This window comes from Pelagimonas sp. KU-00592-HH, from assembly GCF_040369695.1.
In the GTDB taxonomy this organism is placed as follows: Bacteria; Pseudomonadota; Alphaproteobacteria; order Rhodobacterales; family Rhodobacteraceae; genus Shimia.
The window spans coordinates 913150-927355 of record NZ_BAABWM010000002.1 but is presented as its reverse complement, the minus strand read 5'-3'; the positions used below and the strand labels follow the sequence as shown (position 1 = coordinate 927355).

General features: G+C 59.7%; 15 protein-coding genes. 6 read left to right on the top strand and 9 right to left on the bottom strand.

The window, feature by feature from the left end; translation table 11 throughout:
* Nucleotides 1-65: 65 nt before the first annotated feature.
* From ABWV42_RS11645 to ABWV42_RS11615, 7 genes are all read right to left on the bottom strand, one after another.
* A complete protein-coding gene (locus ABWV42_RS11645) occupies nt 66-740 on the bottom strand; it encodes a DUF1028 domain-containing protein (RefSeq protein WP_353340244.1) in 675 nt (224 codons plus the stop codon).
* Between the two features lie 63 nt (nt 741-803).
* The gene (locus ABWV42_RS11640) at nt 804-1220 is read right to left on the bottom strand and encodes a RidA family protein (protein ID WP_255104124.1); all 417 of its coding nucleotides are present in this window, start codon (nt 1218-1220) and stop codon (nt 804-806) included.
* Nucleotides 1221-1262: 42 nt separating this feature from the next.
* Nucleotides 1263-2522, bottom strand: coding sequence for a flavin-containing monooxygenase (locus ABWV42_RS11635; protein WP_353340243.1), 1260 nt, complete (start codon nt 2520-2522; stop codon nt 1263-1265).
* A gap of 290 nt (nt 2523-2812) precedes the next feature.
* Nucleotides 2813-3853 carry a zinc-dependent alcohol dehydrogenase family protein gene (locus tag ABWV42_RS11630; RefSeq protein ID WP_353340242.1) on the bottom strand — a complete coding sequence of 347 codons (1041 nt, stop codon included), beginning with the start codon at nt 3851-3853 and terminating at the stop codon, nt 2813-2815.
* A 76-nt stretch (nt 3854-3929) separates the two neighbouring features.
* Complete coding sequence (locus tag ABWV42_RS11625; RefSeq protein WP_353340241.1) at nt 3930-5489, bottom strand: DUF427 domain-containing protein; 1560 nt, start codon at nt 5487-5489, stop codon at nt 3930-3932.
* Between the two features lie 104 nt (nt 5490-5593).
* Entirely contained in the window at nt 5594-6298 is a 705-nt protein-coding gene (locus ABWV42_RS11620) for a winged helix-turn-helix domain-containing protein (protein ID WP_353340240.1), read from the bottom strand.
* 20 nt (nt 6299-6318) lie between these two features.
* Nucleotides 6319-6558, bottom strand: coding sequence for a hypothetical protein (locus ABWV42_RS11615; RefSeq protein ID WP_255104117.1), 240 nt, complete (start codon nt 6556-6558; stop codon nt 6319-6321).
* Between the two features lie 179 nt (nt 6559-6737).
* Here ABWV42_RS11615 and ABWV42_RS11610 point away from each other — a divergent pair, with 179 nt between their 5' ends.
* The 4 genes from ABWV42_RS11610 to ABWV42_RS11595 all read left to right on the top strand — a co-directional run bounded on the left by ABWV42_RS11610 (nt 6738) and on the right by ABWV42_RS11595 (nt 10670).
* Nucleotides 6738-7181 carry a hypothetical protein gene (locus ABWV42_RS11610; RefSeq protein WP_353340239.1) on the top strand — a complete coding sequence of 148 codons (444 nt, stop codon included), beginning with the start codon at nt 6738-6740 and terminating at the stop codon, nt 7179-7181.
* Nucleotides 7182-7283: 102 nt separating this feature from the next.
* On the top strand, nt 7284-7901 hold the full coding sequence (gene rnhB, locus ABWV42_RS11605) for a ribonuclease HII (protein ID WP_353340238.1): 618 nt from the start codon (nt 7284-7286) through the stop codon (nt 7899-7901).
* A 106-nt stretch (nt 7902-8007) separates the two neighbouring features.
* Nucleotides 8008-9123: a site-specific DNA-methyltransferase gene (locus ABWV42_RS11600; protein ID WP_255104110.1), complete on the top strand. Its 1116-nt coding sequence runs from the start codon at nt 8008-8010 to the stop codon at nt 9121-9123.
* A gap of 167 nt (nt 9124-9290) precedes the next feature.
* On the top strand, nt 9291-10670 hold the full coding sequence (locus tag ABWV42_RS11595) for an adenylate/guanylate cyclase domain-containing protein (protein ID WP_353340237.1): 1380 nt from the start codon (nt 9291-9293) through the stop codon (nt 10668-10670).
* Here ABWV42_RS11595 and ABWV42_RS11590 read toward each other — a convergent pair.
* Both ABWV42_RS11590 and mutY read right to left on the bottom strand, forming a co-directional pair.
* A complete protein-coding gene (locus ABWV42_RS11590) occupies nt 10667-11800 on the bottom strand; it encodes an alkane 1-monooxygenase (RefSeq protein WP_353340236.1) in 1134 nt (377 codons plus the stop codon). The genes ABWV42_RS11595 and ABWV42_RS11590 overlap by 4 nt on opposite strands.
* Nucleotides 11801-11868: 68 nt before the next feature.
* Nucleotides 11869-12918, bottom strand: coding sequence for an A/G-specific adenine glycosylase (gene mutY / locus ABWV42_RS11585; RefSeq protein ID WP_353340235.1), 1050 nt, complete (start codon nt 12916-12918; stop codon nt 11869-11871).
* Between the two features lie 85 nt (nt 12919-13003).
* Between mutY and ABWV42_RS11580 the strand changes: the two genes are divergently transcribed.
* Both ABWV42_RS11580 and ABWV42_RS11575 read left to right on the top strand, forming a co-directional pair.
* Nucleotides 13004-13504 (top strand): DUF721 domain-containing protein, encoded by a 501-nt coding sequence (locus tag ABWV42_RS11580; protein WP_255104102.1) that lies wholly within the window; start codon nt 13004-13006, stop codon nt 13502-13504.
* 12 nt (nt 13505-13516) lie between these two features.
* Nucleotides 13517-14203 (top strand): DsbA family protein, encoded by a 687-nt coding sequence (locus ABWV42_RS11575; RefSeq protein WP_353340234.1) that lies wholly within the window; start codon nt 13517-13519, stop codon nt 14201-14203.
* Nucleotides 14204-14206 lie beyond the last annotated feature (3 nt).

The following is a 14206-nucleotide window of genomic DNA, read 5'->3' as shown; positions in this document are numbered from 1 at the left end:
AAGCGCGTTGGTATGGGGAATCCGGTCGCTGAAATAAGGTTTCTCCCGTTTCGTTTCTTTGCGCCTTACTCGTCGCCGGGCACGCCGTAGGAAGGGGCTTCGCGGGGGTCGAGCGCGCGTTGCACGTAGGCCTCCAGTTGCGGTTTGTAGACGTCCCACGCCGTTGCGATGGCTTCGATCGGACAGTCTTCGGTCCAGTCACAGCGCAGGTCGGCGACGGGCCAGCTTACCTTGTCGACGATTTTCATTCCGGCCGAGTGTACGGGGCCAGCTTCGCCGCCCGCCGCGAGACCGGCGCGCATTGCGGCGATCAGGCGGTCGCCGATGTGACCGGATGCGCCGACAAAGCCGTCGACGATGGCCTGACAGATGCCGTCATTGGCAAGAAGGTTGCCGCCCGACGCGACATTGTCGCCCTGGGCCTGCGTCCAGATCCCCAGCGAGTTGGGGCCGGAATGGATGGCCGTTGCGCCGTTCCGGTCAACCGCGAGGACCTGACGGTATTCGATGAACTTGCCGCGTGCCTGAACTTCGGCGATGGCGTCGGCGGCGCTCAATCCGCTTTCCATGAGGTCGAGTGCCATCGGGCCGAGGCTTGGGTCGGTGACGTTCTGCGAGGCCACCGCGCCGACACCGGCACGGGCAAAGGCACAGCGGGCGGCCACTGCGGGGGAGGAAGATGAAATCGCCATACCGAACATGCCGGTTTCGGCGCAGCGGGCCACCAGGGAGAATGTCACGTCGAGGTCCTCTTTGGGTTGCTTTGGGGAGGCTTTCAACGGGGCGCGTGGCCCCTTTGCGGATCAGTCGGGGATGACGGCGGTTCCGTCGATTTCCACCAGCCATTCGGGGCGTGCCAGCGCCTGGACAACAAGGCCCGTCGACACCGGGTGAACCCCTTTGATGTATTCGCCCATGGTGCGGTAGACGGCCTCGCGGTGGCGCACGTCGGTGATGTAGACGACCACCTTGACGAGGTGTTCCATCGAGCCGCCGCATTCTTCGATCAGCTGCTTGATGTTCTGCATCACCTTGTGGGTCTGTTCGACCGGGTCGTGGCTTTCGATATTGACCGCGTCATCAAGGTTTTGCGGACACTGGCCGCGCAGGTAGACGGTTTTGCCGCCCTGCGTCACCACCGCCTGACAGAGATCGTTGTCGAGGTTCTGTTCAGGATAGGTTTCCTTGGTGTTGAACTTGCGAATGCGTGTGTGGGCCATGTTTGAGCCTTTGTTGAAGAAGTGTGTCTGGTGAGGGGGCCATCAGCGCTGTGACGGCGCCTTGTAGGCCATGTAGGCATGTTTGATAGCGATCTGGTCGGCAACGTGTTTGGCATCGTGCCAGACGCCCCAGATGAATGTCGAGCCACGACGCGATTGCCAGGGTAGGCCGAGGAAATAGATGCCCGGCTCTTTCGAGACGCCGCGCTGGTGGATCGGCGCGCCACGGTCGTTGAAGGCGTCAACCTTGAGCCAGCTGAAATCCTGACGGAAACCGGTGGCCCAGATGATCGAGGTGATGCCTTCCTTGGCGAGGTCGAGTTCGCGGATCGGGTTGGTCAGGCAGTCGGGATCGGGAAAGGCCTTGCGGGCCTCGGGTTCCTCGGGAAGGTCAATCCCGGTGCGTGCGACATAGGCATCGGCCAGATCGAGCATTTCCTTGTAGTTGGCGTCGCCACCGGCGACGTTGGCCTGAAGGTCGTCCTTGAAGGTCAGTTTTCCGTTCTCATAGCTGTCGGTCAGACCGACCAGCGTGACGCCTTCACCGGCAAGGCGGCGGAAATCCATCGTCTGCCCGCCATAGGCACCGCTGACCGAGATGGTTACGTGTTCGGTGCCGGGCTTCATGGCCGGAGCATCCCAGAGGCCGAGGACACCCAGCCACCAGACGAAATCGCGTTCGCGATAGGCGCGCGGCGGGCGGTCGTGCGGACCAACCGAGAGGAAGACCTTGCGGCCTGCACGGTTCAACTCGTCGGCGATCTGGGCACCGGACGAGCCCGCACCCACTACCATGACCGCGCCTTCGGGCAGTTGCTCGGGGTTGCGGTAGTGGAAGGAGTGCACCTGTTCGAGCGCGGCTTCTGCCGGAACGATGGGCGGGATCACCGGGGTCTGGAAGGCGCCGGTTGCTGCGACGATGTGCTTGGCCTCGATCTGTCCTTCCGAGGTGTCGACCAGAAAGGCGCTTCCATCTGCGGTTCGGGCCGCGTTCGTGACCTCTACGCCGGTGCGGATGGGGGCGTTCACCTTGCCCGCATATTCGACCAGATAGTCTGCAACACGCTCTTTGCCGGGGAATTCGTCGGGTCCGCAATCGCTGAATTCGAGATTGGGGAAACGGTCGTGCCAGGCCGGGCCATTGGCCACGAGGGAATCCCAGCGGCCCGAGCGCCACGCTTCGGCAATGCGGTTTTTTTCAAGGACGAGGTGTTCGATACCGTTCTTGCCGAGATGTTCGCTCATGGCGATTCCGGCCTGACCGCCTCCGACCACAAGGGTGTCTACTTTTTCAATCGCCATATGCTGCATCCCTTTTCACAGGTTCATAGTGGTAGAGCGGGCTTTGAAACGGAAAAGCATCTCGGCATTTGGCACATGGACCAAGCGGCCGGGTGGCGCGCCAAAGCGGCCTGTCTTTCCAATTCTGAGCCTGAAGATGCCTTCCGGCGTCCCTTGCGCGTCTTTCCGAAAACGTCCCACACGATCTTGTTTTGTTAAATTACCGTCTTTCTCATCCTTGCTTTACATTTCTCAAAGCCATTCGAAATTCCGGCAAATACGGGGCCGGTGAGATGAGCAAGCAAAGCGGCCTAAAACTGGGTCACAACCGTTGCGCCGACGGATTGGAAACTGTCCATATCGGTCAAGGCGTCGATGGATTGCTCAAGGGTGATCTGATTGCCGACCATCGCAGCGGGGTTCAGCTTGCCGGACAGGATCATGGCCATCATCGCATCATAGCGATGGGCCTGCATGCCGTGGCTGCCAAGGATTTCCAGTTCATGGGCAATGACGCGGGCCATCGGGATCGGGGGGGCGGTGTGATCGCCCAACAGCAGGCCGACCTGTACGTGTTTGCCACGCCTGCGCAGGTTCAGGACCGAGTTGAAACAGGTTGTCGGGCTGCCAAGCGCGTCGATCGAGACATGTGTGCCGCCCTTGCTGATGTCCCGCACCGCTTCGGGCACATCGGCGGTTTCCGAGGCGTTGATGGTTGCGACGGCGCCCAAGTCGCGGGCGAGTGCCAGCTTGTCATCAGCAATGTCGATTGCGACGACATTCGCGCCAAGGGCATTGGCGATCATGATCGCCGACAGGCCGACACCGCCACAGCCGTGCACTGCAACCCATTGGCCACCTGATACGCGACCCTGATCGACAACCGCGCGAAAGGACGTGGCAAAGCGGCAGCCAAGGCTGGCGGCCGTGGCGAAATCAAGCTGTTCGGGAAGGGCGACAAGGTTCAGATCGGCGTGGTGCAGAGACACATATTCCGCGAAAGACCCCCAATGGGTGAACCCCGGCTGGAACTGGTTGTGGCAGACCTGTTGATGGCCTGCATGGCATTCCGGACAGGCCCCGCATCCACCGACGAAGGGGACTGTGACGCGGTCACCGACGTTCCAGTTCTGCACGTCCTTGCCGACGGCTTCGACGATGCCTGCCAGTTCGTGACCGGGGACATGCGGCAGGGTGATGTCGCTGTCGTGGCCCATCCAGCCATGCCAGTCGCTGCGGCAGACGCCTGTTGCCTCTACCTTTAGAACGACACCATGATCTTCGGGTGTCGGGTCGGGCAGATTGGCGATCTTGGGGCGATCTTTGAAACTCTCGATCAATACCGCTTTCATGGCATGTCCTTGGTGATCCTGTTGTCGGTGCAGATTAGACAACAGGGGCTAAAAGGCTACCGAAGAAATTGCAGGCTCACTCAGAACAGCAAAGGTCGGCCGAGACGGCGATGCAGGTCACAGGCGCAGGCACGTTGTGCAGGATCACATCCCCCAGCGCCTTGGTGGCGTTTTCCGGGGCGTCGAAATCGGCGGTTGCTACGATACGGTGGCCACAGGTTTTGCCGTGATCTCCAAGACGGGCGGCGACGTTTGCGGCGTGGCCGATCACGGTGAAATCCAGACGCTCCTGCGAGCCGACATTGCCATAGGTCACGCGGCCATAGGCCAGACCGATGGCGCATTCGACCGGAAAGGCGACATCCTCAAGCTTGGACAGGCGGGAGACGATCTCGCGGGCGGCGGCAAGGGATTCATCGCGCGCGCGATCGGGATCGCCGTCTGCCGGAAACACGGCCAGAACCGCGTCACCGATGAACTTCAGGACCTCGCCACCATGTTCGTGCACGGCATCCGTGGCGGTTTCGAAGAAGCGGTTGAGGGTGTCGATATAGCTGCCCTGACCGATTTCCGTGACCAGCCGGCTGGAGCCGCGCAGATCGCAGAACATGATGGCGGCATCGATTTCGTCCCCATCGCCGCGACGGATTTCGCCACCCAGAACGCGGGCGCCGGTGCGTTTACCGATATAGGTTTCAAGCAGGCTTTGCGAATTTTCGCGCAGGGTGAACACCTCGAACAAGCGGCTGATGATGGAGCTGCACTCGAAGATCAGGCCGAGATTGGCCGTGGTGAAACCGTCCGGGTGATCGCAGGTCAGTGTCAGGACATTGGTTTGCCCGTCCGAGAACTGCAACGGCATGGCAACATAGTCGGTTGCCCCCTGTTCACGCAGGTCGGCGATGATTCCATAGTGATCGTCCTTGGCGTCGGGACCGATGCGCTGTCGCACGCCACCAAGACCCCGCGAGACGTGATCAAGCGGGCTGTCGACAAACGCGGGGTGATCATGGATTTCGTAGGACGGTGCAAACGTCGAAAGCTCTTCCACGCCCTTGTTCCAGATGTAGTGACGGCCCGCGATCATCGGGTGCAGGGACCAGATCATGATCGAAAGGCGGGAAATGGCGACGCCGTGTTCAAGAAGCTTTTCCGCCAGTGCGCGGGTCAGGTCTTCGGGGGTCTTGTGGCTTGAGGCCCCGCGCATCAGCCAGTCAACGATCGGGCCGCTGATGTTGCCCTCTTTCGGCGGGTTCAGCGCGTTGCTGCCCAGATCGATGCGCAATTCGGTGTCTGACATAAAGCCGACATGGCCTGCGATCTGGAAGCTCTCAGGCATCGGGGAGTCGTAGCTCCAGACGCCGTTTGGCTTGGCCTTCTCTGCAAACAGGATATCGCGGTAGGTCGCCGTTCCCTTGAAGGGACAGAAGGTTTGCAGGCGGCTGGGGTCGGAGAGGTCGATGCAAACATCTTCGCGCGGGAAATAGATCGTCGGGCTGAGCCGCGTTTCATACATCACCTTGGCGTTCACGCTTTCGGCAAGGAGCGTTTCCCCATGCCATGCCCGAACAACCCCGTTTAGGGGCTCAATGCGAATGGCATAGTCCTGATTGGTATCCCGGAGTGGAGCGTTCATGACCTGTCTCACTTTCGCAAGGGTGCCTGGGAACTTCAAAGATGAGGATCGCAAGCCTGTTTGCCAAGGGAGAGGATGTCAAAAGATCGTGCGGCGGCGTGATCCTAGAGGACGCGGATCACCTCTTTGTCGATCGAGAGCATGTACCCCTTGCGGGCGATGTTTTTCACGAGAAGTTCGCTTACGAGCTGATTGCCGAGCCCGTCCCGCAGGCGTTTGATGCGGGTGGCACCGGCGGCTTCTTCGCAATCGGCGGCCGATTTCCCCGAAATGATCGCCTCGATCTCGGCCCCGCTCAGAACGTCGTCATCCATCCGCGCCTCGGCCAGGATCGACAGGGTCTCCATCGCGGCTTCGGTCAGCTTGAAACCCATGTTGTTGAGGTAGACGGTTTTCTCTTCGCGGCTGATCAGGAGAGAACTGACCTGAATACCGGACCGTTCGATGGTGGCCATGCGACGATTCATGACGATCAGCATCACGAGAAAGACCAGCGCGGCAATCAGCATGGCGGTGGAGAAGACCAGAAGGACGAAGATCACCACGCGGTAGGACATCAACACGTCAGAGAAGGCGGTGCCGGAGCGCGCAAGTATTTCCAGAAGCTTGATCTCGGCCTCCGAGGTCAGGTTGTCATTCTCGACAAAAATCTGTTCGACACGCGTATTGAAGGCGTTGGCGTCGGGCAGGTTGAAGAACAGCAGGATCGCCGCGATGCCGAGGATCGCAACGATGGCCGCAAGCCCGCCAATCACGAGACGGTTGCCGGAGCGGCGGGAATCGGCGGCTAGGATTGTCTGGTCGGCCAAGGCCTTCTCCCTTGTCTTGGTCAGCGTTCGGTGACGGACAGCACCTTGAGCAGGGTCAGGCCCTGCGAGGCAAGCTGGGCCTGCAATTTGGCCTTGGCGGCCTTCTTGGTGCAGGGGCCGTTCACCTGGGCCACATCATAGACCAGGGTAAAGGGCGTGTCGCGCTTGGCCTTGTATTCGACGTAGCAGGCGGCCGATGCGACTGCGGGAAGAAGGGCCGAGAGGGCGACGGCAAGGGTTATGAGGCGGATCTGTTTCATGTCTGCAAACCTGCGCGGAAACGGCGGGTTATTCAATAACAATAGGGGCTTCAGGGGCGTGTTATCGGATAACAGGGCGCTGTTATTGCCTGTCTGGAGGGGGTGAGCGCAGGTTGGATGCACAAGCTGCTGGCACGACACGCCAGCCCCACCTGATCCGTACCTGAAAGGACATAACAATGTTTCGCTCGATCTCTGGAAAGTTCATCGCCGCCGTTCTCGCAACCTCAATCGCCGTCACCGGCTTTAGCCCCGCCCCGGCCCGCGCGGATTCGGATGATGCCGCCAAGATCGCGGTTGGTCTGGCCACTCTGTTTATCATCGGCAAGGCGCTGAGTGACAACGACAAGAACACCGTGCATCGCCATCACCACTACAAACCGCACCCGAAACCGCACAAGACGCGCAACCGCCATCACCTGCCGGCCAAGTGCCATTTCGTACACAAGACATGGTCCGGCAAGGTCGAGATGGTGAACCGCAAATGTCTGAACCGGTACTACAGCTATAACGCAAGCCTGCCGCAGGTGTGCCGCACCCAGGCCAACACGCCGAAAGGCTTCCGCAGCGGCTACGATCCGCGCTGCCTGCGCAACAAGGGCTACCGCATCGTACGTTTCTAAGGTCGAGCAGAAGGGACAATCCCTCGTCCCTGGAACCCGGATGGCAGGCGCCGTCCGGGTTTTTTGTTGCGGTCGGCGCGGTGATCCTGTTTGTCGGACCGCATGACATCTCCTGATTTTTCCCTTGAACAGCTCGCCCTGACGAATGGGGCAACCCGTGTTGCGGGCGTCGACGAAGTGGGGCGCGGCCCCTTGGCCGGACCGGTGACCGCGGCGGCGGTGGTTCTCGATCCGCAGAACATCCCAGAGGGGCTGAATGATTCCAAGGCGCTGAGCGCGAAGAAGCGGGAAGCCCTCTATGACGTGATCTTCGAGGCGGCAGATGTTTCGATCGCCCATGCCAGCGTGGCAGAGATTGATGAATTGAACATCCTACGCGCCAGCCACCTTGCGATGGAGCGGGCCGTGGCAGGGTTGACGGTTGCGCCGGATCACCTGTTGATCGACGGCAATATGATTCCCAGAGGCCTGACGGGATCATGCGAGGCAGTGGTGAAAGGGGATGCGAAATCGCTTTCGATTTCGGCCGCGTCCATTGTTGCAAAAATCTGCCGTGATCGGATCATGTGGGATTTGGCGCAACAGTTTCCCGGCTATGGATGGGAAACAAATGCCGGATATCCCTCGAAAAAACACAAGGATGCGCTGGTAGAACTGGGTGTGACACCACACCATAGGCGTTCTTTCAAGCCGGTACACAATATCTTGTATCAAGAGTAAATTGTAAGGTGCTGATTCAAAAAACAATTTGACGGCGAATCCGCTTTGACTCATCCTAGAGGCAACCAAAGAGCGCAAAAAATTGCGCCGGTTAATGAGGCAGAGCATGAATACCAAACCCAAAGCGAAGGGCGCATCCGCGCTCCCGTTGAATAAGATATTATCGGGTGACTGCATCGATGTGATGAACAGTCTTCCGGAAAATTCGGTCGATCTGATCTTTGCGGATCCGCCGTATAACCTCCAGCTCAAGGGCGATTTGCACCGCCCCGACAATTCCAAGGTCGACGCCGTCGATGACGAATGGGATCAGTTCGCGAGCTTTGCGGCCTATGACAAGTTCAGCCGTGAATGGCTCAAGGCGGCGCGCCGCCTGCTCAAGCCGAACGGCGCGATCTGGGTGATCGGCAGCTACCACAACATCTTCCGTCTTGGGGCGGAACTTCAGAACCAGGGCTTCTGGATCCTGAACGATGTGGTGTGGCGCAAGTCGAACCCGATGCCGAACTTCCGTGGCAAGCGGTTCACCAACGCGCATGAAACCATGATCTGGGCGTCGAAGGACGAGGGATCGAAATACACCTTCAACTATGAGGCGCTGAAGGCGCTGAATGAAGGTATTCAAATGCGTTCCGACTGGGTTCTGCCGATCTGCACCGGGCATGAGCGCCTGAAGGATGAAAACGGCGACAAGGCACACCCGACCCAGAAGCCCGAGAGCCTTCTGCATCGTGTGCTGGTTGGGGCCACCAATCCGGGTGATGTCGTTCTGGACCCGTTCTTTGGCACCGGCACCACGGGTGCGGTTGCCAAGATGCTGGGCCGTGATTTCATCGGTATCGAGCGCGAAGAGGCCTACCGCAAGGTTGCCGAGAAACGCATCAAGAACATCCGCAAGTTTGACCGTGAAGCCCTTGAGGTTTCAACGAGCAAGCGGGCGGCGCCGCGTGTTCCCTTTGGCCAACTGGTCGAGCGGGGCATGCTGCGACCCGGCGAAAATCTCTATTCGATCAATGGCCGCCACAAGGCCAAGGTGCGGGCCGATGGCACGCTGATTGGAGATGACGTCAAAGGGTCGATCCACCAGGTCGGAGCCCACCTTGAGGGGGCGCCGAGCTGCAATGGCTGGACCTACTGGTCCTACCAGCAGGATGGCAAAAAAGTTTCTATCGATGTTCTGCGTCAGCAGATTCGAGAGGAAATGGCCGAAAGGCCGAACTGATCTACAGATAACATATACCGCCGGTGCCAGTGGACTGACTTACACGTGGCACCATGACTTGCCCCGCCGGTTCACGGCGGGGTTTTTTGACTCTTCAAAAGCGGTAGTTGCGTCCTATATTCGCAAGAACAACCGGCGAGGCCTACGCGATGGCGCGATCCCCACTTATGAGATTTTTCCAGGACCAGTCTTACGAACTGCCGGAAGAAGGAACGCCGGAATACGAATACACCGAAAACGTGATCGCCCATCACAAACGCGAAGGGCTTGTGATGGCCGTGCGGGCGCGCTGGTTCGCGATGTTCGTTGTCGGCATTCTGATGTTGTTCATGGTGCCCTGGCCAGAGGTTCTGTTCTACGAGTTCATCCTGCTGCTGATCGCCTTGAACGGTTTCCTGATGCTGCGTTACGCGAAGGTGGGCCTGTCACGTGTCGAACTGCTTTTGATCTTCTTCGATCTTGCGATCATGACGATTGGTATGGTTGTGCCGAACCCGTTGAGTGTGCACGACTGGCCACAGGCGATGCAGTTCCAGTTCGACAACTTCAAGTACTTCTTCATTATCCTGGCGCTGGGCACCATGGCCTATTCCTGGCGCACGGTGATTGCGATCGGCACCTGGACGTCCGGTATGTGGGCCTTTGCGACCTTCGTGTCGTGGTGGTTCGCTGCCCCGCAGGAAGAGCTGAGCGCGGCCGTGCGCGCGGCATATGGCGAACGCGAGGCCATGGCCTTTATCATGGATCCGACCAGCTTTCAGTTTGACCGCCGTATTCAGGAAATCGTGCTGTTCCTCCTTGTTGCCCTGACGCTTGCCGTTTCGGTGCGCCGGTCCAATCGTCTATTGCGTTCGAACGCGGCGCTTGAACGCGAGCGCACCAACCTGTCCCGCTACTTCTCGCCCAACGTGGTTGAGGAGCTTTCGACCAACGATGAACCGCTCAAGCAAATTCGCAGCCACGATATTGCGGTGCTGTTTGTCGACATCGTGCATTTCACCGAATACGCGGCAGCTCGAGATCCGGAAGAGGTGATCAAGACGCTGCGGGAATTCCACGGCTTGATGGAAAAGTCCGTGTTTGCCCACAACGGCACCTTGGACAAGTACCTTGGCGATGGGCTTATGGTGACCTTCGGCACGCCCAAGCCGACCGACAATGATGCCATCAATGCGCTGCGCTGCGTGCACGACATGATGGATGCGCTGGACGAGTGGAACAACAACCGCATTGCCCGTGGCCAGACGCCGCTGCGTGTCGGGTTCGGGGTGCACTATGGTCCGGCGGTTCTTGCGGATATTGGCGCGCACCGCCTTGAGTTCGCGGTCGTCGGCAATACCGTCAATATTGCGAGCCGTCTTGAGGCCCTGACCCGCGGGCTGAATGCACGGGTGGTGATTTCGGATGGAATGCGGGCCGAGGTGATCCGCGAAGGCGGCCACGAATGCCTGGCGGGCCTGCGCAGGTTCGAAGAACAGGACATTCGCGGGGTCGAGCAGAAGCTGACGGTTTGGGCGCTGGGCCGGCCCAGCGACCACGAGGTTTAACGCGGCATCGGCGTCTTTGCCTTGTTGTAGGCGTGCCAGTCCGTGATTTCCGGATAGTACATGCCCCGCCATTTGCGCACGCGCGGGTTCATCACACGTTTCCAGATCGGCGGCACCATCGCCGCCATGGTCATGATCGGATAGCCATAGGGCAACTGTGGTGCGTCGGCCTCGGTATAGTTCTGCAACAGCGGGAAGCGACGGTCTGGCTTGTAGTGGTGATCCGAGTGGCGCTGAAGGTTGATCAACAGCCAGTTCGAGGCCTTGTGCGCGGCATTCCACGAATGGTGCGGCAGGACGTGTTCGTATTTTCCCTCGCCCAGGTGTTTGCGGGTCAGGCCGTAGTGTTCGACGTAGTTGACCAGCTCGAGCTGCCAGATCGCGATGTAGGCCTGCCAGAGGAACAGCAGAAGCCCGACCCAACCGCCAACGACAAGGGCAAGCACCAGCATCACGCCCTGTAGGGCCCAATAGCGGAAGAAGGGGTTGGACAGGTCGGTCCAGGGCAGGCCCTTGCGGGCGAGTTTCTGTTTTTCAAGTGCGAAGGCCGATGCCGGCACCTGCCAGAGAACCCTTGGGAAATAGCGGTGAAAGCCTTCGTTGTAACGGGCCGTGACCGGATCGCGCGGGGTGCCGACATAAACGTGGTGCCCGTGCAGGTGTTCGGTGCGGAAATGGGAATAAAGCACCATCGACAACAGGATGTCAGCCAGCCAGCGTTCACGCTTGTCTTTCTGGTGCATCAACTCGTGTGAGTAGTTGATGCCGATGGTCCCGGTCACGACACCGACGCCAAAGAACAGGCCTATCTTGGCGGCAACCGACAGGTGATCGGTGTGCGTGGCATACCAGATCAGGCCGAACAGCGTGAAGAACTGGAGAAACGGCCAGATCATCGTGACAGCGCGATACCAGAACAGATCTTCCTCCGAGGTATCGAGGTCGGCATTTTCAAGGTTCAGGCCGGTGACCTGATCCAGCGCCGAGAAGAGATACCAGGTGGCGGCGGGCACAAGCAGCACCCACCATGTCCCAAGCGAGGCGGCAATCCAGATCAGCGGGATCAGGAGCAGCGACATCCAGAAGGGCAGGGCATTCTGGAACTTGGCGACTTGGGCAGACGGGATCATAACTCTCTCCAACTTGGCACGCGCGGGCACATAATGATTTGGCCCAAGGGCCTGTGCAATGCGTTTCCTCAAACTTTGGTCAGATCAAAGGCTTTGCGCATCACCGTGGGCAGGTCGGATGGGCGAAAATCCGCAAGGTCCACGAATTCCCCGATATTCGGGGTGCGGTCCATCGGGACAAGCGCGGTCTTGACGGTCAGGCGTAGGTGGAAGTGGGTAAAGGTGTGGCGGGCCTCGGTAGGAAGTGTTTTCCACTCGGCCCGGATCGGTTGCCTGTGGTCCGGCGTGGCCCCTTCGATCCATTCCGACCCCGGCCAGCCAAGCATACCGCCCAATAGCCCCTTTTCGGGTCGACGTTCCAAAAGAAAGGCGCCATCTACGCGGCGCGCGATGTAGGCTGTTCCGAACCGGATGGGTTTGGGCTTTTTCGGGGTTTTCTTGGGCAGATCTGCCGCGGTGCCGTTCACGCGGGCAGTACAGTTGTCGCGCCACGGGCAGATGCCGCAGGCCGGATTGCGCGGGGTGCAGATCGTTGCGCCAAGGTCCATCACGGCCTGAGCGTGGTCTCCGGCACGCAGGTGCGGCGTAAGGGCGGTCGCGTGTTCGGTAAGTTCGGGCTTGGCAGCAGGCAGGGGCGTGTGCACATCGAACAGGCGCGCCATGACACGCTCGACGTTGCCGTCCACCACGACCGCGGGGCGATCAAAGGCGATGGCGGCAATGGCACCGGCGGTATAGGGACCAACCCCCGGCAGGGTCAGCAATTCCTCGACAGTATCAGGAAAAACGCCCCCGCGTTCGTTCGCAACAACGCGCGCGCATTTCAACAGGTTGCGCGCGCGGGCATAGTATCCAAGGCCCGCCCATTCCCCCATGACCTGCGCATCTTCGGCGGCGGCAAGGTCGCCGACGGTGGGCCAAAGCGCGGTGAAACGTTCGAAATAGTCCTTAACGGCGGCAACGGTTGTCTGTTGCAACATGATCTCGGACAGCCAGATGCGATAGGGATCGGGGGTGATGCCGGCACGGCGATCCGCGGGGCCAACACGCCACGGCATTTTGCGGGCGTGGCGGTCATACCAGTTCAGCAGATCCGAAGATTGCGGATGTTCACGCAAGATTTATCTCTCCACTTGGTCGGTTTCGCTGGCACCGCGCCGCGTGGACACTAAAATAGCGCCAAACCAAGGGATGCAAGATCATATGCGCCGCCCCACGACCAAAGGCTTTGCCCGAACGTCTTCACTGCTTCGCGAAACCATTCGCAAGGCAGGCGAAAGCCGTGGTTTCGCGGTGACGCGGGTTCTGACCCATTGGGCGGAAATCGTGGGGGATGACACTGCCGCGATCTGCAAGCCGGTGGATGTGAAATACAATCGTCAGGGCCTTGGGGCGACGTTGACGGTGCTGACCACCGGTGCCCAGGCCCCGATGCTGGAGATGCAGAAGGAAAAGCTGCGCGACAAGGTGAACGCCGTCTATGGCTATAACGCGATTGCACGGTTGCGCATCACGCAGACGGCCGCGACAGGCTTTGCAGAGGGGCAGGCCCAGTTTGCCCATAGGCCGAAAGCGGCGAAGAAAGAGATCAAGCCAGAAATCCAGAAAGAAGCCAGCGACATGGCGGCTTCGGTGCAGGACGAGGGGCTGCGCCAGGCGCTTGAGCGGCTGGCTGGAAATTACCTAACGAAAACGAACCGCTAGAAAGGTTTTGCGATGACCCGCATCATTCCCGTAGTTGTTGTTGCGCTGGCCGTTGTGGCCGGTGGCGCCTGGTGGCTGACACAGGGCAAAGAGACTGCCGACACCGTGGGGCAGACCCAGATCGCGCAGTCGAGCCAAACTGCAAGTGACGCAACCGATGCAACCGACACCTCGGGCGTGACCGAGATGGTGATGGGGGCCGAAGATGCGCCGATCACACTTGTTGAATACGCGTCGTTCACCTGTCCGCACTGCGCGACTTTCCACGAGCGTGTGCTCAAGTCGCTGAAAGCTGACTATGTGGACACCGGCAAGGTCAAGTTCATCTTCCGCGACGTGTATTTCGATCGCATTGGCCTCTGGGCCTCGATGGTAGCCCGTTGTGGTGGCCAAGAGCGTTTCTTTGGCATGACCGATCTGATGATGTCCAGCCAGAGCGATTGGGTGCGTTCGGGCGACCCTGTGACCATCGCGGGTGAACTGCGCAAGATTGGCCGTTTGGCTGGCCTGAGCGATGATGCCCTGACTGCCTGCATGCAGGACGAAGCCAAGGCCAAGGCGCTGGTGGCATGGTCGGAGAAGAACACCAATGCCGACAATATCTCGGGCACCCCGTCGTTGATCATCGACGGCGAGAAGCACTCGAACATGAGCTATGCGGATCTCAAGAAGATCCTCGACGCCAAGCTGGGCGGCTAAGCG